General features: G+C 44.1%; 18 protein-coding genes. 4 read left to right on the top strand and 14 right to left on the bottom strand.

Annotation, left to right across the window (positions count from 1 at the left end):
- Nucleotides 1–95: 95 nt before the first annotated feature.
- Both BS614_RS17920 and BS614_RS17915 read left to right on the top strand, forming a co-directional pair.
- Nucleotides 96–521 (top strand): MarR family winged helix-turn-helix transcriptional regulator, encoded by a 426-nt coding sequence (locus BS614_RS17920; protein ID WP_074094962.1) that lies wholly within the window; start codon nucleotides 96–98, stop codon nucleotides 519–521.
- 112 nt (nucleotides 522–633) lie between these two features.
- Nucleotides 634–2,022 carry an MFS transporter gene (locus tag BS614_RS17915; protein ID WP_074094961.1) on the top strand — a complete coding sequence of 463 codons (1,389 nt, stop codon included), beginning with the start codon at nucleotides 634–636 and terminating at the stop codon, nucleotides 2,020–2,022.
- A 103-nt stretch (nucleotides 2,023–2,125) separates the two neighbouring features.
- On the opposite strand, the gene BS614_RS17910 is transcribed toward BS614_RS17915, so the two are convergent.
- The 7 genes from BS614_RS17910 to BS614_RS17880 form a co-directional block, all read right to left on the bottom strand.
- A complete protein-coding gene (locus BS614_RS17910; protein ID WP_074094960.1) occupies nucleotides 2,126–4,219 on the bottom strand; it encodes a serine hydrolase domain-containing protein in 2,094 nt (697 codons plus the stop codon).
- Between the two features lie 34 nt (nucleotides 4,220–4,253).
- Entirely contained in the window at nucleotides 4,254–5,708 is a 1,455-nt protein-coding gene (locus BS614_RS17905; RefSeq protein WP_074094959.1) for an alpha/beta hydrolase family protein, read from the bottom strand.
- Between the two features lie 39 nt (nucleotides 5,709–5,747).
- Entirely contained in the window at nucleotides 5,748–6,728 is a 981-nt protein-coding gene (locus tag BS614_RS17900) for an alpha/beta fold hydrolase (protein ID WP_074094958.1), read from the bottom strand.
- A gap of 225 nt (nucleotides 6,729–6,953) precedes the next feature.
- Nucleotides 6,954–8,324, bottom strand: a complete 1,371-nt coding sequence (locus tag BS614_RS17895) for a sensor histidine kinase (RefSeq protein ID WP_074094957.1) — start codon at nucleotides 8,322–8,324, stop codon at nucleotides 6,954–6,956.
- Nucleotides 8,321–8,995, bottom strand: coding sequence for a response regulator transcription factor (locus BS614_RS17890; protein WP_074094956.1), 675 nt, complete (start codon nucleotides 8,993–8,995; stop codon nucleotides 8,321–8,323). Before BS614_RS17890 ends, BS614_RS17895 begins: the two co-directional genes overlap by 4 nt.
- A gap of 73 nt (nucleotides 8,996–9,068) precedes the next feature.
- The gene (locus BS614_RS17885; RefSeq protein WP_074094955.1) at nucleotides 9,069–9,602 is read right to left on the bottom strand and encodes a GNAT family N-acetyltransferase; all 534 of its coding nucleotides are present in this window, start codon (nucleotides 9,600–9,602) and stop codon (nucleotides 9,069–9,071) included.
- Nucleotides 9,603–9,647: 45 nt separating this feature from the next.
- Entirely contained in the window at nucleotides 9,648–10,253 is a 606-nt protein-coding gene (locus BS614_RS17880; protein ID WP_074094954.1) for a TetR/AcrR family transcriptional regulator, read from the bottom strand.
- A gap of 281 nt (nucleotides 10,254–10,534) precedes the next feature.
- On the opposite strand from BS614_RS17880, the gene BS614_RS17875 reads away from it, so the two are divergent.
- On the top strand, nucleotides 10,535–11,974 hold the full coding sequence (locus BS614_RS17875) for a DHA2 family efflux MFS transporter permease subunit (RefSeq protein WP_074096892.1): 1,440 nt from the start codon (nucleotides 10,535–10,537) through the stop codon (nucleotides 11,972–11,974).
- Between the two features lie 101 nt (nucleotides 11,975–12,075).
- Here the strand turns inward: BS614_RS17875 and BS614_RS17870 are convergent, their stop codons facing one another.
- From BS614_RS17870 to BS614_RS17860, 3 genes are all read right to left on the bottom strand, one after another.
- Nucleotides 12,076–13,308 carry a cytochrome P450 gene (locus BS614_RS17870; RefSeq protein WP_074094953.1) on the bottom strand — a complete coding sequence of 411 codons (1,233 nt, stop codon included), beginning with the start codon at nucleotides 13,306–13,308 and terminating at the stop codon, nucleotides 12,076–12,078.
- 215 nt (nucleotides 13,309–13,523) lie between these two features.
- A complete protein-coding gene (locus BS614_RS17865) occupies nucleotides 13,524–13,811 on the bottom strand; it encodes a hypothetical protein (RefSeq protein ID WP_074094952.1) in 288 nt (95 codons plus the stop codon).
- On the bottom strand, nucleotides 13,808–14,950 hold the full coding sequence (locus BS614_RS17860; protein ID WP_074094951.1) for an NAD(P)/FAD-dependent oxidoreductase: 1,143 nt from the start codon (nucleotides 14,948–14,950) through the stop codon (nucleotides 13,808–13,810). The genes BS614_RS17865 and BS614_RS17860 overlap by 4 nt, the downstream gene beginning before the upstream one ends.
- 295 nt (nucleotides 14,951–15,245) lie before the next feature.
- Between BS614_RS17860 and BS614_RS17855 the strand changes: the two genes are divergently transcribed.
- On the top strand, nucleotides 15,246–16,061 hold the full coding sequence (locus tag BS614_RS17855; protein ID WP_051447072.1) for an AraC family transcriptional regulator: 816 nt from the start codon (nucleotides 15,246–15,248) through the stop codon (nucleotides 16,059–16,061).
- Here the strand turns inward: BS614_RS17855 and BS614_RS17850 are convergent.
- The 4 genes from BS614_RS17850 to BS614_RS17835 form a co-directional block, all read right to left on the bottom strand.
- Nucleotides 16,058–16,699, bottom strand: coding sequence for an HAD family hydrolase (locus BS614_RS17850; RefSeq protein ID WP_074094950.1), 642 nt, complete (start codon nucleotides 16,697–16,699; stop codon nucleotides 16,058–16,060). The genes BS614_RS17855 and BS614_RS17850 overlap by 4 nt on opposite strands.
- Nucleotides 16,700–16,738: 39 nt before the next feature.
- A complete protein-coding gene (locus BS614_RS17845) occupies nucleotides 16,739–17,332 on the bottom strand; it encodes a DUF1349 domain-containing protein (RefSeq protein WP_074094949.1) in 594 nt (197 codons plus the stop codon).
- A 265-nt stretch (nucleotides 17,333–17,597) separates the two neighbouring features.
- The gene (locus BS614_RS17840; protein WP_051449724.1) at nucleotides 17,598–18,842 is read right to left on the bottom strand and encodes an MFS transporter; all 1,245 of its coding nucleotides are present in this window, start codon (nucleotides 18,840–18,842) and stop codon (nucleotides 17,598–17,600) included.
- 92 nt (nucleotides 18,843–18,934) lie between these two features.
- Nucleotides 18,935–19,966: a zinc-dependent alcohol dehydrogenase gene (locus BS614_RS17835; protein WP_036608226.1), complete on the bottom strand. Its 1,032-nt coding sequence runs from the start codon at nucleotides 19,964–19,966 to the stop codon at nucleotides 18,935–18,937.
- Nucleotides 19,967–19,999 lie beyond the last annotated feature (33 nt).

Genomic DNA, 19,999 nt, shown 5'->3' with positions numbered 1-19,999 from the left:
TTTTTCACTCAAATAAATATGATTGACACTAAAAAGAGGCAGAATTATAATGGTCACAGCAACTATAATCATGACGATTATTTAGGAGGAAAACCTTGGAATTAGAAAAATATATCGGTGTTAATGTACAGCGCGCGGCACTTAAACTGAATAATTACTATCAAAAGGTAGTCAATCCGTTTGACATCACAGTGGATCAGTGGGAAATACTAATCGTACTATGGGAAAAAGAAGGCATTACTCAAAAAGAACTTGCCGAGAGACTTCATAAGGACCAAACGAATGTTGCACGGATGCTGTTTAAGCTCGAAAAGAAAGAATTTATTTATCGTGTGATTCATGAAACGGATAGAAGATCTTTACGTGTTTATTTAACTCCTAAAGGACGAGATATGAAAGATGAAATTCTTGCTCCTTCCATGGATGCATATAATAAAACGATCCAGGGGTTATCCAAGGAGGAGGTTGAGATGTTTAGAAGGATTCTTACTGTAATGTATAACAACGTAAAAGATCTATAGTCCAAAGAGGAGTCCTCTCCACTTTAAAGGGGGGATAACTTTTTTTGTCATATACTTGCTGCAGCAACTATGGTCGAGACTATTAAAATTTATTCTAAAGGAGATTTTAAAGATGGAAATAACAGCAAAAGAAACAGGTGTTTTCGACGCCAAGTACAGAGCATTGACCATTGGGATCATTCTTGCTGTCACTACCGTCGCGTTTGAAGGTTTAGCAGTTGTTACGATTGCTCCAAGCCTGGCTCAAAAATTAAATGGGCTCCATTTGTACGGTTGGATATTCAGCTCTTTTCTTTTGGCACAAATCCTTGGAACAATGATCATTGGAGCGCGGATCAACAAAAACGGCGTATTTGCATCGTTTGGCATATCGATACTTTTTTTTGTGATCGGCATCGTAATTGCGGCTACTTCGGTGAACATGATTACTCTAATTATAGGGAGAGTATTTCAAGGGTTTGGTGGAGGCGGTATCATTACGTGTGTATATTACAGCATTACTTTAGGTTATCCTGATAAGCTGAGAACGAAAATACTTGCTTTGTTTTCCGGCGCATACATTCTACCTGCACTAATAGGCCCTTATATTGCTGGGCTTATAGCGGAGCATATCTCCTGGAGAGTTGTTTTTTGGCTCGTGCTTCCCTTCATTGGTTTGGCTGTCATGCTGACGCTTCCCGCTTTCCGCAAATTTACAGTTAGAGTGAATAAACCTTCCAAGAATAACCAAAAAGAAGGTTTTGCAGTATTACTGACTATCGGAACGGGAATGTTGCTGGCTGGGCTAGGCTATATAACCGATTGGAAAGGAATTGTGCTTTCCGTAGCAGGATTGCTTATCATGATTCAGCCTTTGCGAAAGCTGCTGCCCGAGGGCACCTTAAGTGCCAGAAGAGGTTTACCGGCCACAATTGCTTCAAGAGGATTCTTTGTTGCTAGTTATAATGCGACCGAGAGTTATGTTGTCCTCGCTTTGACAGATGTGAAAAAGCTTCCTGCGGATATGGCGGGATTAATTGTAGCCGCTGGTGCATTAAGCTGGTCAGCGGCTGCCTGGCTTCAGTCCAGGTTTGATGCTAAAGATCATGGGATGGGCCGAAAAAAACGGGTAATCATTGGTATTGGATTTATGATCATTGGTGTTGCTGCGGTCATTCTCGCTGTTGGCCTCCCCGAAGGAGGGATCGTATTTGCAGTGATTTCACAGCTTTTCACTGGATTCGGCATCGGTTTGGCACATCCTACGACTGGAGCGATTGCACTACAGAATACAAAAACAGGTGAAGAAGGTGAGATCTCCGCCAGCCTTCAGTTTACAGATGCATTTAGCCCAGGGGTAAGCATCGGCGTCGGAGGAGCCCTTATTGCCGTTAGTCAGTCACTAAATTTGGGGTTGTTGACGGGGATTATATTGGCTCTATCTCTTCAATTAATTCTCGTTCTCTTGAGCTTTACGATTTCCTTTCGCATCAAGCAGGCAAAAGCCTCGGCGGAGAACTGATACCGTCCTGAATTCGGAAAATTAAATATTCCCTACATTGACATACCAAAACCTTCCCCACGTCATGGAGAAGGCTTTGGTATGTTTTTTAAATACATTCATTTTACTTTTTCAATGAAATTTCAAATGTGGAATCCACGTCACCTGCAAATACAATGCGGCCGTTTTCTGGTAATACAACCTCATTCTGACCGCTGACTACGGTGTGATTAATACAAATACCCTTCTGATCATATACGGCAAAGGCGCCAGTTGCAGGCATTTTAACCGTCATGACTTTTCCTTTCACCGTTGATGGTAACGAAAACCATCTGGCATATCCGTCTGCTTGAATCGTTGCTAGAGATTGTTTACCCGAATAGAGCGGTTGTACCATTTCCTCACTGGCGTATATGCTACCAACGGCTGTAATGTAATCTACTCCGTTCTTTTTAGCAAAATAAATCTCCTTTGTATCACGTCCAGCCAGGCCAGGGATTTGCAGCTCAGTGACTGCTTCGTTTGCTCCAATAATCTTATTATTGGATATATACCCTGGGGTCTCTTTGTCCAAATGAATAGGGAGAATTGGTGCCGAATTGAGATAAACCGTTGATGTATATTTCTCATTCACCAGGTAATATTTTTTACCTTCACGCTGCTCCCATGAGGCCGTAATATCCTGGGATAATTCATTGACTTCCAGCTTCTCCATTTTATATTCGGAGAAAGCCAATTGTCCAAGTCCTGGCAAGGATATATAAGATCGATACCACAGATAAGTCCTTCCATTCTTCTCCTTAACAAATTTCAACTTTTCCGTGCCTTCATCGTTAACAAAAGTACCATCTGCTGTATAGGTGTATTTTTGAGCCGGATCACTTGGAGCTGCGGGTGTGGATACAGTCATTTGTCCAGCAGTATTCATTTCGATCTTTTTAACTGAATTACTGCCGCCATATATACCTGCATTCGTGGCTATTTCTTTAGGTATATCTGCCTTCACAGGCACACCAAACGATTTTTCCGGCTTCCGTTCTGTAATGATCCCCTTTTCCTCAAGTGCGCTGAGTAATAATTCACTCGCAATGAACTGATCTTTGGCACTTGTCCCACCTGATGAGGTAACGGCTGCAGCCAGATTATATTCCGGCAGTACGACTAATGATGAGTGATACGATATGGTATCTCCACCTTTTGTTACTGCCTTGATACCGTATTCACTGAATGGGTACAGATTTACACTATCCCACCCTAAACCGTAAGATATAGACGTATCGCCATCCTCTGGCCACATGCCTTTTTTGTACTCTTCTTGCGCCATGGCTTCTACAGACTTATCGGTAAGAATGCCTTGGACCTCTCCCGTGAAGATTTGTGAAAACTTCGCAAGATCTTCAGCGGTGGAATAAATGCCTCCAGTAGCGATGACATTATAATTCTCTTGTGGAAGCTGACCCTCAACCAAAGGAGAATAGATTCCCGCCATTGCTGCCGGGTCAACCACATCCTGTGGTGTTTTGGTATGTTTCATGTCCAAAGATTCCGTAAAATATTGGTGTATAAAAGCTGTAAAACTCATGCCGCTAACACGTTCAACCATAATCTCGGATAACGTAAAACCATCGTTACTATACACGGAGAATGCACCGGGATCTGCCTTCAGGTTTTGACTCGCCAATTGGTCCAGAAACGTATCATGTGAGTACGTATCATTATCCCCGTACAATGTGGCATTGCTGCCCGTGCTGCCCAGCAGACCGGAAGAATGATTCAACAGCATGCGTGGTGTGATGTGTTTGTAGCGATGATCTTTCATCTGAAAATCAGGTATATAGTTCACAACAGGCAGATCCAAATCCACCTTGCCTTCGTCAACTAACTTCATAACAGAAGCTGTGAGGAACATTTTACTCGTTGATCCTATGCCATAGATCGTATCCGGCGTCAGAGGCACCTTGTCCTTTAGATCGTTCTTGCCTGTCTGACCGGACACCACAATCTCGCCACCATCGATAAGGGCATATTGCAGACTTGTGATTCCATGTTTCTCGGTGAGTAACTTGGCTTTCTCCGCTACTATTTTCTCTGTTGGTTCATACTTCAGGTCGCTGCTGTTACCGGCAGTTGGTGCGGCCATGACTGACATTGGAGCCAACATCGTTAACACCAGAGTTAAGGCGGTGATTGAAGTTCGTTTTCCCTTTTGTCGTCCCATTCACATCATCTCCTGAATTTTATATGTTTTGGTATTAGAGTTCTTCTGGGTCTACAAATTTCACCTCAGGATACAAGTCGCTCGGCCCCTGAATCAGATCTCCACCCGTTTCTTTCAGTTGCTTGTTAAAGAAATCGAGTACATATTGATTTACGATGTTTGATCCTCTTTTACCATTGATATCTCCTGTGATCCCGGACAGTTTAACCAGCTCCGAATAGAATTGAAGATCCGTGAAATTGAAGTGCTGGGTTCCTTCTATATAAATCACATTTCCCCCATGATTGATAACATTTTTCATAATGTGCAGCTCATCTGAAAGAGATTTAGTTACTTCGTCATCCGAATTTCTATCCTTTTCAAAATTGGCTAACCAGTCTTCAAAACTTCCCGATCGGATGAACATAAACGGCTTGTTTATATCATCTCTATTTTCCACTTCATATAGTGACCCATCCATATTAACCCCGGCCTTGATTCTCTGATCTAAGTACGTTGTATTAAACGCGGTTGCACCCCCAAAAGAATGCCCCATCGCGCCGATGTTATCTAGATCGATTTTTCCTTTAAACTGACTTTCGATTGCACCTGAATTCAGCTTTTCGATTTGATCGATTACAAACTCCACGTCTTTCGTCCATATATCCCCTGTTCTTGTACGTTCATCTAGTGTAGTCGTACTTTTTTTATAATCCGTTACACGGCCATCTGGAAAAAGGGTAGCAAAGGTGCTATACGTATGATCGATGGTGACCACGATAAACCCATGACTGGCCAGATTCTCGGCCTGTGATGCATGTAGAACTCTACTGGTTCCCATACCATGAGATAGCAGTATCACGGGATAAGGACTTGTAGAAGACAATATTTCACTATTTTCATAAGAGTTGGTTTGACTATACTTCCAATAGTCGAGCACAAATTCAGGCAGTTTTAAAGAAGTAGAGAAGCTCTGAATATACTTTTTGAACCTCTCTTTATCTTTTGGAAACAGCGTGTCACGCTTAATATTATTCCTATTTTCAGTAGGGTACCAAACTTGAACCATTAGTTCCCTCTTATCGCTTTGATCTTCAGTGAAGCTTTCGTCTCTGTTCTGGTCCGTTAAATGAAATGTTTGAGTTCCCACTTTCTCTGGACCATCCGGCTTCGGCAAATTAAAAACAGGTAAGTATACAGACAAGGCAGTAGAAGCAACCAGCAGAATGACAATCAGGGAAGATAAACTATATTTCAAGAACTTCCCTATTTTTAGATTCATCATCTTTTCGGAATGTCTGAATAAAACGATGATTATGAATAGAGCCGTCATGATATATACCAAAAGCAACTGCCATCTGTATCCCTCAACAAAAAATTGAACTACGAGTATAACGCTACTTCCTATCCCCAAACCCAATCCTGTTTTCTTTGCACTTCTTTTAATAAATAGTAGGTCTACGAGTAAAGCGAAACAGGATAGAACTAACAGTATCTCAAATAATCTCATTTGAATTCCTCTCTCTCATCACGGACTTTTACAGAATTTTTACTTCGCTTCGTTCATGAATGCTCTAACATCTTCAGCTATTTCTTTGAATAACGTATGGTGCAAGTAATGTTCGCCATCCATTGTGATTACTTTCCCATGTACTGAATCTTTGATCTGCCCTTCATGCAGCGGTATCCATCCTTCTACACCTTCATTATTGGCTTGTACAAAGAGAAGAAGTGGAAGGTTTTTAGGGAAAGTTAAACCTTGAGCACCTTTAAAATTGGAAGAAATATGGTCCATTTCATTTAACATCGTGGAACTATTTGAGTTTTTACTCGACAGCATTTTCATCTGCTCCACGGTATGTTCATCAAATGGGAGTCCCGTATAAGGATCATCACCAAATTTGACCACTAATCTTTGGAGACCTGATTTTTTGAGAAATGCGAACATTTTTGTAGGTAATTTGGCATCCATACCCGGTTGTGTTGAAACACTGCTATCAATTCCGACAAATGCCGTGACCTCATCCGGATATTTGTTCACATAATCAATGCCGTAAATGCCTGCAATGGAGTGGCCCATCAGCATGTATTTGTTAATATCAAGTTGATGTAGAGCTTCATGAACTTCACTTACGATGTTCTCTGTGGTTCGTTCTTTTTCAGTTTCATCACTCAATCCATAACCAAAAGGTTCAACTGCAACAACTTTGTAATATGGAGATAATTCGTCGATAAGTAGCTTAAAATCAAGCGCCGGTGCAGCTGTTCCATATCCCGGAAGAAGCACAATGGTTTCCTTGCCTTCACCTTGAATGAGCACATTCATATTTTTCCCGTCTACAGATACATGCTGACCGTAGGGCTCTATCTTTTTCGTCTCAGAATTGCTACTGATCACATTTGTGATATAAACAATACCTAGAAAAAGAATAATGGCGATTCCGATTGCTCCTACTATTTTCAGTATCATGTTTCTCACTTTTTTGGCCCTCGATCTATTCTTTGTTTTCTTTTCCGCTGGCTGTGTCACGCTCATCTTCTCCTGTCTTGAACTGCTTGTTCGGTTGTCTTCTTTGTCGTTAATGCAATCTTATCCAATGAAAATGTACTGCCCGTGACGTCAATATGAACTGAATATGAACAAGCAAAAAAATGTCATCTGTAACATACAAGGAAGCTGCATGTTACAGATGACATGATAATTCGGTTTAGATAATCCGATGGATATTCTATTCATTGACCCTATCCTGTGAGCCTAACTATCCGTTGGTGGATGGATAGGCAACGTGATCATAAAGGTCGTGCCTTGACCAGGTTCGCTTTCCACTCGGATGTCACCCTGATGAAGGGACACGATCTGTTTAACGATAGCAAGTCCCATACCACTCCCTTCGTATTTACGACTGTGGGAACGATCAGCCTTGAAAAAGCGGTCGAATATACGCTTCTGGTCTTCCAAGGGAATTCCAATGCCCGTGTCGGATATTCGAACAGTCACATTTTTGAAGTCCTCTTCGATACTGACTTTAATCATACCGCCATCCTCGGAAAACTTGATGCTATTTCCGATGATGTTTGTCCATACCTGATTTAACTGATCGTGATCAGCCGTTACCTTCACGTTCTCCAAATCAAGCTCGAAATGAATGTTGCGCCCAGACCATTGCGGCTGAAGCGCCACGATGACCCGCCTGATCTGTTCATCAAGGCTTAAGGTGGTGAGCCGTAGTTGCTGTGACTGCGATTCAAGCAAACTCAGCTTCAGCAGGCTATCGCTCATTTTGGACATTCTTTTTGCTTCAGAGATGATAATATCCAGGTAACGGTTTCGTTCTTGTTCTGAGAGATTTACTTGCTTCAGTGCCGAAGCGTAACCGGATATCGAGGTGAGCGGAGACTGAACCTCATGCGAAACATTGGTAACGAATTCCCTGCGCATCTGCTCCAACTGCTGAAGATCATGCATCATTTCTTCAAAGCTGCGGGCCAATGTACCAATCTCCGTCGTTTGTTTAATGTTCAGCTTGACGTTGAAATCTCCAGCTGCAATCCGTTTGGTCGCTTTGGTCAATTTTTTGATCGGTCTAACCAGATATACAGAAGCAACCACAATCAACAAACTTCCTACAATCAAGGAACAGCTTGCAAAAATCAAGCCAAACTGGACCACAAAAGAGGCTGAGGGCGGTGAGAGTGTTTCTAGAAACATCGCTCTTGTACCCGTTTCCGTCTTGATCGGTAGCCCCAAAAGAACGGTAGCGATACCTTTAGGTGTGTCCTGCACAACCCCTCCGTTTAACACCTTCTTGAGTTGATCCGTCGATACGGGTGATGATTTATGTTCGTTAAGCTTCCCATAAGACTTGAACTTGCCCGTTTCATCATAAATTCGAATATGATACGAATCAAGTTGTTTCATTCTACTAACGAATGATTCTGCTTCATCAGCAGGCAGCGTCTTATAAATCTGCACAACGTCCTGGCCAAAGTTGCGTATGTTAATTTGAGCATTTTCATTCAATTGATCTTCGAATATCCAGGTTGACATAAAAAATGAAATAATCGTGCCTGTGATGACTGACACCAGAAAGGTCAGAACAACACGAATATATAAGGATCTGATCATTCATGGACCTCAAGTCTGTACCCTAGCCCACGCACCGTTTCAATCCGAAAATCAGGTGTAGTCGAGAATCGTTCGCGCAGGCGCTTAATATGTACGTCTATTGTTCGATCATCTCCCGCGTAATCAATACCCCATATCTGATCGATTAATTGCTCACGTGTATAGACTTGTCCTGGTGTTCCAGCAAGCTTATACAGCAATTCGAACTCCTTAAGTGGTAACGTAAGCGACTCCGTGCCTCTCATCACCTTATACGTCTGACGGTCCAGAATGACGTTGCCAAACTGGATTGTGTGTGTGGAGCCGATTTTGTATCGTTTCAATAATGCTCGGACACGAGCGGTCAGCTCTAATGGATCAAACGGTTTGGTCAAATAATCATCCGTACCCAGTTCGAATCCTTTCACCTTCTCCCAAGTCTCTCCTCTCGCCGTCAGCATGAGTAACGGGAGGTCGGGATTGGCTCTTCGGAGTTCTTTGCACAGTGCCCAGCCGTCCATGACAGGCATCATAATATCAAGGACGACCAGATCCACTGGAGTTTCGCCATATATAGTGAGAGCTTCCTTACCGTCCGCAGCTTCCACTGTTGTGAATCCATCGTTTTTGAGAAATAGACAGACGAGTTCACGAATGTTCGCATCGTCGTCTGCAACGAGTATAGTAGCCATATGTTTTTTCTGTCCTCTCCGTTACGTTTATATATATAGTCCAACTTGTATAGTAAATATTAAAACATCTTGCTTATAGTATATCCACAGCAAACATCGTATGTTCTTTCAACGTTCCCTGGATTGGCACAGGCTGTGACCCCTTCTCCTTGAATCCTGCCTTTTGAAGGACACGGATGGAACCTGTATTATCGGGTACAGCGCCAGCTTCGATTCGAGTAATTGCAGTTTCGTGTTTGGCAAATTCCAGTACACATTGCAGGGCTTCGCTCATATATCCTTTTCCTTGATGCAGAGTATCCGTCACATAACCAACGATCCATTTTGGGGTAGAATCCAGTATGATCTCGAACAAAGAAATTTCACCGACGAGTTCATCCGTAGTATGTAGAAAAATACCAAAAGAATAGCGAGTTCCTTCTTCTCTCTTCTTGTTCCAGCTCTCAATGCGTGACCTTTGCCCCTCCAAGCTGTAGAAAGACTCCTCCCGATCACTTGCTGATATGTTCTCGATTTCCGCACGATTGCGAACCTGTAGATCCAGAAGCAATGAGGCATCATCCACATTCCAAAATCTCATATAGATACGTTCTGCACTATATTTCATCACATTATTCCTCCTCTATTAACGTTAGGTGCAATTGTAGCAGGACTATATCAGGTCATTATAAGAGTACGAGCGAATCAACGAGAATTGTTTCGCCAGGAAATGAGGTGAATAAGGCATATCGTTGCGCAACCAGGAGACAATGGTACCAATCAGGGCGGAAGAACCGTACCAGATTGCAATCTCCTTGTGAATGCCGGATTCTTCGAGTTCATCCTCCATCTCTACCCGTTCAATTTTGGCTTTGACCAGCGTACTCAACAATTTGAGCAGTCGTTCGGTAAAAATCGGTGTGCGCTTCGTAGCAAGTACCACCTGATAGAACGAGGCGTTCTCTGCAAAATGCTCCAGTAACTTGACCAGAACAGGCCAAGCATCTTCCGTCCTTTGTTTCTCAAAATGAGGAGCGTATTCATCCACGATCCGTTCAATATTCTCAATCATCTCGTCGGCCATCTTCTCCATCATATCCGTAATATCTCGATAGTGCAGGTAAAAGGTTACCCGATTAATCGTCGCTCGTTCGGCAATTTTGTTCACTGACAATTTTTCAATATCCATTTCCTGCAGTAACTCAACAAATGCACTTCGAATTAACTGACGTGTTCGCAATATTCTTGGGTCCACGGCTGATTTCTTCTCGTCTTTCACCTGTATCCCTCCTTCAAATTTTAAACAATACAATTTTAAACGATAAGTCGTTTATTTTTGATTTACACAACAAATTCATTTTTTTTGTAAAATAAACGACGAAAACACGTCATAACGTAAATTGTAATCTGTCCGAATATGTATATAATTCAATAAATACAATGTAAACTATACAACACGTTGTAAATTTAGTCACGCGTGGATTGAAAGGATGAAAAGGATTGAGTCAGGTTAGAGTACAAGATGAATTATCGGTAAAGAAAGGCCCCATCCTGTTTATTATGATTTTGGGAGCCTTCCTTGCAACGTTGAATCAAACGATCATGAGTGTCGCTACACCGGAACTGATGGGTGATTTTAACATCTCCGCTGCAACAGCACAATGGTTAACAACAGGTTACATGCTGGTGAACGGGGTGCTGATCCCCATTACAGCCTACTTCATGCAACGCTTTTCAACCAAGCAATTATTCCAAGCATCAATGTTTATTTTCCTGATTGGTACCATCGTATCCGCTCTTGCAACCAACTTCGGCACATTGCTGACAGGACGCATGATTCAGGCAGCGGGCGCCGGCATTATCATGCCGCTCTTGATGAACGTTATTTTGACCTTGTTTGCTCCTGAAAAACGTGGATCTGCGATGGGTATGGTTGGCTTTGCCATCATTTTCGCCCCTGCAATCGGGCCTACCCTTGCCGGTTATGTTCTGGAAAACTACTCTTGGCAAACGATGTTCTACGGCATGATTCCATTAACCCTTATTGTCATTGCCTTTGCGTTTGTATACCTGAAGAATGTATCCGAACGGGTTAGTACGAAGTTCGACACGATCAGTGTGGTGCTGTCCACGATCGGATTTGGTGCATTGCTCTATGGTTTCAGCAGAGCAGGAAGTCTGGGATGGTCAAGTGCAGAAGTTCTTATCTGCATTGCGGCTGGAATTGTTGCTCTTGCGCTGTTCACATGGCGTCAGCTCGTATCTGAAACTCCCCTGCTTGATCTGCGGGCTTTCAAGTACAACATGTTCTCCCTGACCACGGTTATTAGTATCGCGATTACAATGATCATGTATGCTGACATGATGTTGCTTCCCTTGTATCTCCAGAACGCACGTGGTTACACTGCACTGGAGTCCGGATTATTACTGCTCCCGGGTGCTCTTGTCATGGGCTTCCTGATGCCTGTAGCCGGAAAATTGTTTGACCGATTTGGAGCGAAATGGCTCGCTGTTATCGGGATGGTGATCACCATCGTGACGACAATTGGTTTCATCGACTTAACGGATTCAACCAGTTATGGTTACCTGGTATTAATGTCTACCGGCCGCCGAATTGGTATGGCTCTGCTCATGATGCCGATTCAGACTGCGGGACTTAACCAACTGCCACCAAGACTTGGTGCACACGGTACAGCTATCTCCAACACCGTCAGACAAGTGGCTGGCGCTGTAGGTACTTCATTGCTCGTAAGTGTCATGACCTCCCGTACAACGGCACACGTACAGGATATGATGGCGACTGGTGCAGCCAATGGTCTCAGTCAACAACAGCTTGCTACAGAATCCATGATCCAGGGTATCAATGATGCTTATGTTGTTATCATCGGTATCGCTGTTGTGGGATTGGTCCTTTCCTTCTTTATCAAACGCACCAAACAAGCCAAAGAGGAAGAAATCAAACAGGTGGTAAGACAAAAAGTTTCCATGAATTCAAATTAAGGTGTCAAGCCTCATACTTGCTTGGATAACAAAGCGGCAGATCAAGACGTTTACGTCTGATCTGCCGCTTTTTAGGTTGTATCCCGTATGAACCTTTCCCTCTACCCAACGATCTTCACTGGAAGATGGGTCAACGACTGCCCAGGAGCTGAAGTGGCCAGATTATTCTCCAGATCAAAGGACTCCACCGGTTCAATCCGAGCAATCTTCTCCACAAATGCTGTCAAGGCAATGCTGAGTTCCATTCTTGCCAGCGGGGCACCTAGACAAAAGTGTGGGCCATTACCAAAGGTAAGATGTCTTTTGTTATTCCGACGATGAATATTCAGCTCAAAGGGGTTTTCAAACATCTGTTCATCCATATTGGCTGCACTCATCCAGGAGATGACAACATCTCCTTTTTTCAAATCCACTCCGAGCAGTTGATTATCCTGCTTTACTGTCCGATGCCGCTTGGCATTATGGAACCGATAACGAAGCATTTCTTCCACTGCGAGCGGAACCCATTCGGGGTTCTGCCTGAGTTGCCCATACAAGCTCGGGTCATCGTAGAGGAAGGAATAGAACGTATTTGAAACCATATGACTCGTTGTCTCTATACCGGCTCCAAGCAGAAGCATGGTCGTGCGAACAACCTCATCCTCCGTGAACTTCTCCCCCTCAACATCGACGTTCAACAGATCCGTAATGATATCCTCACCCGGATGAGTCCGTTTATAAACCACAATGGGGTACAGGAATTGATAGTACTCTTTCGCGGCAGTTTGCTTTTTCAGTTCACTCTCCTCAGCCGTCTTTGGATTGGTGGGTTGAAACAGAATATCTACCCAGTTCTTGAAGCGATGGCTGTCTGTGAGAGGGATGCCGAGCAGGTCCGCCATCACCATGGAAGGCAGCGGAGCAGCTAATGCTTGTACGATATCAATGGTCGTATTTGGCTCAATATCGGCTACCAATTGCTCTGCAATGTTGCGAATTCGTGGCTCCCAGTTTTTCAGACTACGCGGTGTAAAAGCAGCCGATAACAACGAACGACTTTTTTGATGACGGGGAGGATCGATACTTGATATGTTTAATTTGTCTGGAGGTGTGCCTTCATTGTTCTTTGCTCCAACGGCAATCGTTGTCCGGGTTCCTTCGGCTGAAAAATACTCATGATTACTGAGAACCTGCTTCACATCATCGTATCTGAACACATTCCAGGTGTCTGTATCTTCGTGATAGTACACAGGATGCTCGGACAGCATTTTTCGAAACCAGTGCAGTGGGAAAAACTCTTCAGATCTGGACTGGAAGCCTGTAATGTCCTCAACACGTATCACTTCTTTATACATTTGGAATCCACCTCTCAGCATAGTTTCGTGATTGGTTACATGGGTACCTGAATTGACAGTTCAGCACCTGATTCCATTTTATACCATGTGTTCATTTATTGATATAAACCATTTGAACTAAATCAGAAAAACCCCTTAATATAAGGGGTTTTCGTTTTATACGTATCGTATATTATTTCTGTCGATGTCTCAGAGAGATAAGCCATACGAGCCGATCAATCGCCTAGTTTCGCTAATGCTTCCTGTAGTTGCTCCAGTTGTTCAGACAGGGTTTCAATCAAGTTCTTCGTTTGGCTTGCCTTCTCCATTAAGATTTGCTCTTCAGAATTGTTTTCCGATGCATTCCTGATTGGTGATGACTTCAATTCCGACAATTCGCTTTTGTATGTTTCTTGTTTCTCAAAAGCTATGCGCAGTTTTTCTTTTGTCGTACCGATCTGATGTTCCAGATATATGATGTCAGACGAGTTCGCTCCATCGGATACACGTTGTGAATATGTCATGACCCACCTCTTTCAATTTCATCCATTGCTTTGCCAACAGTGTAGGGCTCAATATCGATATCCAGTTCCATACCGAGAGCTAGTTTCGCCAGTTGACTCCCGATAAAAGGACCCATGGTCAGTCCAGAGGCTCCAAGTCCATTCGCGGTAATCAGACCTTGCCAGCCTGGGACAGCCCCCATTACTGGTAGAAAGCCAGGTGTGAACGGACGGAACCCAACTCTTACCTCCTGGAATGTGCTATTGGCGAGCCCCGGCGCCAGTTCCAGGCCTTTATTCAAAACTTCCTGTATGCCCCCTGCAGTTACTTTTGTATCATAACCCTCCACATCATTTTCATGAGTGGCACCAATCACAATCTTCTGTTGATCAAAGGCCAGCAGATATTGATCAGAAGGTGGCATGATCACAGGCCAGCGGCCTGTATCCTCCCCATCCGTGACATGTAGATGCATAATTTGTGCCTTTTGATAATGCACTTTAAAGTGTACGCCTAGTGGCTTCAGCAGTTCTTTGGCCCATGCACCTGCACAGACAACGACTTCATCTGCAAGGAAACGCTGATCATTAACACTCACACCAATGACCCGATCCGCTTCGAATTGAAGCGTGGCGTCTCCATGGATCACTTCCGCTCCATTCCGCTGTGCAGATCGGATCAAGGCATCGCGCAGCGCCCTTCCATCTATACGTGCAGCACCACTGATATGTACCGATTGATAACGTTCATCCAGCAATGGAAAACGTTCACGGGTTTCTTTGTCATCAAGAGGTGTAATGTCGCCAATCTCCGGTGCATCCTCTTTGCGAAGATGGGCCCGCTCTTCCATCTTGTTGATTTTATCCTCGTCCGTATGAATACTAAGCGCGCCCACTTGAGCATAACCGGTTTCCGTTTCTCCTTCGCCTTCAAGCTCCGCTATGATGCCAGGATAGAACCGCGCACCAGCCTTGGCGAGCTGATACCAGTCCTGATTGCGACGCTGTGACAGCCATGGACAGATGATACCGGCAGCTGCATCCGTTGCCTGTCCTATATCTTTTCGATCTACGATGATGACCTCTGCGCCATGTTTGGCTAATTGATAGGCTGTTGATGCCCCCAGAATACCCGATCCGACTACGATGACTTTCTTCATGTTTGCATCCCTTTCTTTAATCACTCATTCCTTATAGCGTATACCGTTTCGCATTCTGTTGGCAAGGCGGGCGTACTTTTAGATCCATAAATAGAGGCTGATCAGACCAAAGTTCATACTCATTTATCCAATTAATAATTGTTGAAGCATTTATATGAAAACGTTTTATATATTGCTCGTCATTCAATTAAAATTATCCCATTTATGTAATATAATTCTTTCTAGGTTTCTTTTAACGCTGTAACCACGCCACTTACGCACATGATCCTTTAACGAAAAGAGGAATAACACGACGATGCCGAAACCTAGCATGGGGAATCCGCTGGATACCGATATGCCGCTCATGATTACAGGGCAAAACCAGTTGACCGTTGATGAATTGATGAATTGGAGCGACCATTCACGGGATTACAGCATTGTACAGTGCATCGGAGGAACAGGGCGAATCGCAGCAAAGAATCATGAATTTTCGATCAAAAAAGGGACCGCTCTCATTTTGTTCCCGGAGGTAACCTACCGTTACCACAATCTGAGTGATTCATTACGATTTGATTGTCTGTCTTTCAATGGCTATTTGTTGCCACGGTTCTTGCATACCTTGCAGATCGGGGAGCTGCGCGCCTTCAAGCCGGATGGAATGCTTCATATCCTGTTGCGTGAAATTACGTTGGCGCTGCAGTCCCGGCACAAGGATCAGATCTGGCACGTCTCCGCATTACTGTACATGCTTTTGGTCAGATTAACCATTGAAGGTGAACGCTATAGTGCTTACGAACGTTCTGATGCCCGATTAAGATTGGATGAACTCATTACTTTTATCAAACAAAATTATCATCAGGATATTTCTCTCCCCTTGTTGGCTGAGCAGATGGACGTTACCGAGCAGCACCTCAATCGGATATTCAAAAAAGAATTTCAAATGACTCCACTGGAGTATCTGATGCGATATCGGTTGTTGAAAGCCAAGGAAATGCTCATCGAAAATAACGCTACGACCGCTCATGAAATAGCCAAAGCCGTTGGTTTCAACAGTGCCAGTTACTTTGGATCAGTGTTCAAAAAATACGAAGGGATCTCCCCTATCGAGCTACGCAAGCAGTATCTGGATTAGAGCGCCTCCATATTGATCTCGGCCAGCGAGGATAACCGCAGTTCATGCATGGCGAATTCCAGACCACGCGTTACCTCGTTAGGTACGATGATACACCGAATACCTGCTGCATTGGCTGCCTTCAAGCCATTAGGTGAGTCTTCGAACACAATCGCTTCGGAAGCCTCGATCCCAAGACTCTGGAGAGCAAGAAGGTACAGTTCAGGGTCCGGTTTCACTCGTTTCACATCCTCGGATGTATGAACGACTGTGAAATAATCGAAAATGCCTAATTTCTGCAAGTAACCATGCACCCAGTCCCGTGTGGAGCTGGAAGCAACCGCAAGCTGAATCCCCTTTTCCCTCGCAGACTGAAGCAATTCATACACCCCTGGAAGAATGGCAGCCTGTCCCAAATAGACTTCGTATTTCTGTTCAGAGAGCAGTTTGATATGATCATGATCTATCTTTTTTTGGAGCGCTTGCTCCAGATACAGAAATGGATGAAATTCCTCAAAGGATGTCCCCACATTTTTCGACCAAAGCTCCAGACCAAGTTCCACTCCGTGCTCTTCATAAATATCGCGAAACGCATAATACCAAGGTGTCTCTGTATCAACAATGAGTCCATCAAAATCAAATATAAATGCTTTTACCATGAACCTGTTCTCCCTCCAATGATCGGCCGGGGGAGCGGATTAGAAACGTGCGGTCAAGTCCGGATGAGTAACGTTCACGGATAAAAAGTGACACGTACAGCCCGTTCCAGTCGGCGACTGAACAACTAATCCAGCTCGAAGTTCCCCTTTTATCGGCATGCCGAAATAACGAATTAGTTTCCACTCATCCCCATCGGGTGAATAAAAGAATGATATGCAGCCCTCTACTTTGCGTATACGCAGATAGGGATCAGGTACGGAGACTTCAACCGAATTACAATCATCGGATGAACCATCACGTGTCACCACCGACACGATGGTAGGCACTTTTCCATCATACTCAAAACAAATTTTGCACCAGTTAAGATCATCCGCCATCACCATCAGACATCCGGAATCATATTGATTTTTCATATCAACGGTTAATTGAGTTGTGATTTCGAAATCGCCAGGCACAGGCATCGACAAGAAAGGAGCAGTTGCACGAATGTGCTTCCCCGCTGGATCTTGGAAAAAGTCGGTGTCCGCCTTCGCTTCCACCAGCACACCTCCCTGATCGGTATAGGACCAGCTTTCGGGCTCGTTCATCCAACTCCATTGCTTCCGTGCTTCTGTTGTCATTACGTTAGTCATTTTTAGCAGCCTCCCAAGTTAAAATATGTTCTAGAGGTAGTTCAAAAAGTCCGCTTTTGATTACGAAGGATGCCTAGTGGCATCATCAGCATCGAATATGGCATTCAGCCGAAATGTCCGTTGCTCACGTAGTTTTCCTACGCTCCGCTACTCCATTTCTAGCTTCATCCCATCTTCTTGGTACTGAAAACCGCTCTTTTTGAACATGCATTTACTAGTTTTTTCTGTACTACATATTCGCTCCAGATACAGTAAACCCCTTTTTCTACATATTTTTGTAAGGTTCCAGCACTTGGGAGTGCTTTTGTGGATCTGGCAGGAAAAACATAATGACCATGAGTACGACATATAGACCAAGAATGACGCTGAATAACAGTGTTGGATTGTGATGGTAGAGCAGGCCCGTCAGGTAACCGGATGGAATGGCTGTAAGCGTCATGACGGTCTGCACGGCCGAGAACATATCGGCTTTCTCATGCGTACCCAATCGGTTCATCAGCAGGGAATCCCGGTACGTCTGCAAAATGAAGTTACCCGCAGCGAGCACGATTAGCGTGAGAAACAACATCCCTATATTCCCCACAGGGATCAACAGAAACAGAATGGCTCCGGCCGTGCTAAGCACGATGGAAAAACCAACATACTTTTCTTCCGAACGCCGTTTCAATCGCGGAATGATGACCAGATAGAGCAGCATGACGGTTACCGCAGTCACTACTGGGATAAACGAAATAACACGGTCATCAAATTTCAACTGTTCCTTGAAGAATATGACCTGGAAGAAATTCAGCTGCAAGATCAGATTGGATAACACCGTGATCAGAATGATCGGAAAAAGTCTTCGTTTGTAGAACGATTTGCCGAACAGGCGCAGACTTGAACCCAAGCTCTGAAGCACGCGGGTTTTACTATGCAATCCCATAAGTTCCTTGCCGACCTCGGTCTCATCCGTGTATCGGTTACGAATGAAAAACATGGCGGTCATGAGGATGCCTCCAACAAAGTAAATACTGGCGAGTGTAGGCACAATACCATAATCAGCAATGACCACCCCGGCAATAGGCGTGAGTACACCAGCCCCTGTAATAATCATGTTGAGAATGGCAAATACCTTGGATCGTTTGTGTTCCTCCACATCCTCTATGATCAGACAGTTAAAGGCAACCGTTACAAACTTGGATGTAGCATTCAGTAAATAAGCGATCAGGAACAGCCAGAAGTTCTGGGAGAAGGCCCAGATGAACATGGGAACACTCCAGGCAAGCAGATCAAAGATCAGTGTTGTTCGTTTTCGTCCCAGCTTATTCGTAATGGAACCCGCAAACAATTGAAAGATAAAGGCAAAATAAAGATTCACCGAATTGATTAAACCGATTTCTATGTCCGAAAGTCCGGCTTCCTTCATATATAAAGGAGCGTAAAAGAGAACGATCGTGCCCGGAATGGCCCATACCGGTTCGAGTAAAATGGAGTAGCGTGGATTCTTCGGCAAATCTTGAAGCAATTTCAATCGATATCCCTTCCTTCTGCGGTTTTCACCGCTGCGAATTCCAACTTATCGCAGCGGCAAACCCGCTAATGTCTACATGCTTATCGTACCTCTTATAGGATAAGAGCTGTTTTGACCGAGTTCATCGGCAATTTCTCTCCAGTGTGCATGTCATAACCAATCGTTCCGTTAAAGGCCTGTTCATAATCACTCAGCAGTTCCTTGGCTGTCACCATCTGTTCCAGTTCCGGGATGCTTTGGGCAAATTTCAGTGCCGTACTGATCATCGAGTGATTAGCAACTGCACCGATGATACTAATGCCATCATTAATCACGGCTGTTGATTTGAACGTCACCTCATAACTGTCGTCATATCCCATAGGAATAATTTTTCCGCCTTTGGCAATCAGCTCAAATCCTACATGAAGCTGGTTACCAACCGCGTCCACTACAATATCAAACTTTTTGTTATTATTGATCTCGTATACTTTATCCAGTGTCAGATCCTGAGGATAGAACACATGATCCGCGATCCCTGAAGCAAACTCTTTGCGGTATGGATCAACTTCCGTGCCTACGGTAAGCCTTGCCAATCGTTTGCTAACTAGCTGACACAGGGAACCGATTGCTCCAGAACCGAGGACCAGTACAGAGTCACTTGGCTTAGTCCCTGCTTTCATGAACGTCTGAAGCACACATCCCAGTGGTTCGATCATCATGGCCGTTTCCCAACTCATGGAATCCGGGATGGCATAGATATACTTTTCGTCCCCGACAAAATATTCAGCAAAGGTTCCGTGTGTCGTCATCCCTACTTGATAGTCATCAAAATTCTCGCAGTAGATGAATAGACCCTCACGGCAGTATGAGCAGGTACCGCAAGATTGCGTGGGATCTACCAATACCCGATCACCGATCTTGAAACCACGAACGTCGTCGCCCACCTCAACCACTGTGCCTACGCCTTCATGACCAATGATCGTTCCTTTATTCGCCGGCACTTTGCCTTTGACAATATTCAGATCTGTACCGCAGATGCCGGAACCATAGATTTTAATTTTCACCTGGTTTGGCTTTTGAATGGTTGGCTCCTCAATCTCCTGGTAAGTCACCTGTTTGAGATCCTGATATACGAGTGCTTTCATTGAATAATTCCTCCTAGTCGATTGTCGATTATG

The sequence above is a fragment of the Paenibacillus xylanexedens genome, assembly GCF_001908275.1.
GTDB lineage: Bacteria > Bacillota > Bacilli > Paenibacillales > Paenibacillaceae > Paenibacillus > Paenibacillus xylanexedens_A.
Note: the sequence above shows the minus strand (reverse complement) of the source record. Positions and strands in the feature narration are given on the sequence as shown.

Coding starts and splice junctions, on each gene's coding strand:
- BS614_RS17915 (WP_074094961.1), top strand. CDS start 634: ATGGAAATAACAGCAAAAGAAACAGGTGTTTTCGACGCCAAGTACAGA.
- BS614_RS17910 (WP_074094960.1), bottom strand. CDS start 4,219: ATGGGACGACAAAAGGGAAAACGAACTTCAATCACCGCCTTAACTCTG.
- BS614_RS17905 (WP_074094959.1), bottom strand. CDS start 5,708: ATGAGATTATTTGAGATACTGTTAGTTCTATCCTGTTTCGCTTTACTC.
- BS614_RS17895 (WP_074094957.1), bottom strand. CDS start 8,324: ATGATCAGATCCTTATATATTCGTGTTGTTCTGACCTTTCTGGTGTCA.
- BS614_RS17890 (WP_074094956.1), bottom strand. CDS start 8,995: ATGGCTACTATACTCGTTGCAGACGACGATGCGAACATTCGTGAACTC.
- BS614_RS17885 (WP_074094955.1), bottom strand. CDS start 9,602: ATGAAATATAGTGCAGAACGTATCTATATGAGATTTTGGAATGTGGAT.
- BS614_RS17875 (WP_074096892.1), top strand. CDS start 10,535: ATGATTTTGGGAGCCTTCCTTGCAACGTTGAATCAAACGATCATGAGT.
- BS614_RS17870 (WP_074094953.1), bottom strand. CDS start 13,308: ATGTATAAAGAAGTGATACGTGTTGAGGACATTACAGGCTTCCAGTCC.
- BS614_RS17865 (WP_074094952.1), bottom strand. CDS start 13,811: ATGACATATTCACAACGTGTATCCGATGGAGCGAACTCGTCTGACATC.
- BS614_RS17860 (WP_074094951.1), bottom strand. CDS start 14,950: ATGAAGAAAGTCATCGTAGTCGGATCGGGTATTCTGGGGGCATCAACA.
- BS614_RS17855 (WP_051447072.1), top strand. CDS start 15,246: ATGCCGAAACCTAGCATGGGGAATCCGCTGGATACCGATATGCCGCTC.
- BS614_RS17850 (WP_074094950.1), bottom strand. CDS start 16,699: ATGGTAAAAGCATTTATATTTGATTTTGATGGACTCATTGTTGATACA.
- BS614_RS17845 (WP_074094949.1), bottom strand. CDS start 17,332: ATGACTAACGTAATGACAACAGAAGCACGGAAGCAATGGAGTTGGATG.
- BS614_RS17835 (WP_036608226.1), bottom strand. CDS start 19,966: ATGAAAGCACTCGTATATCAGGATCTCAAACAGGTGACTTACCAGGAG.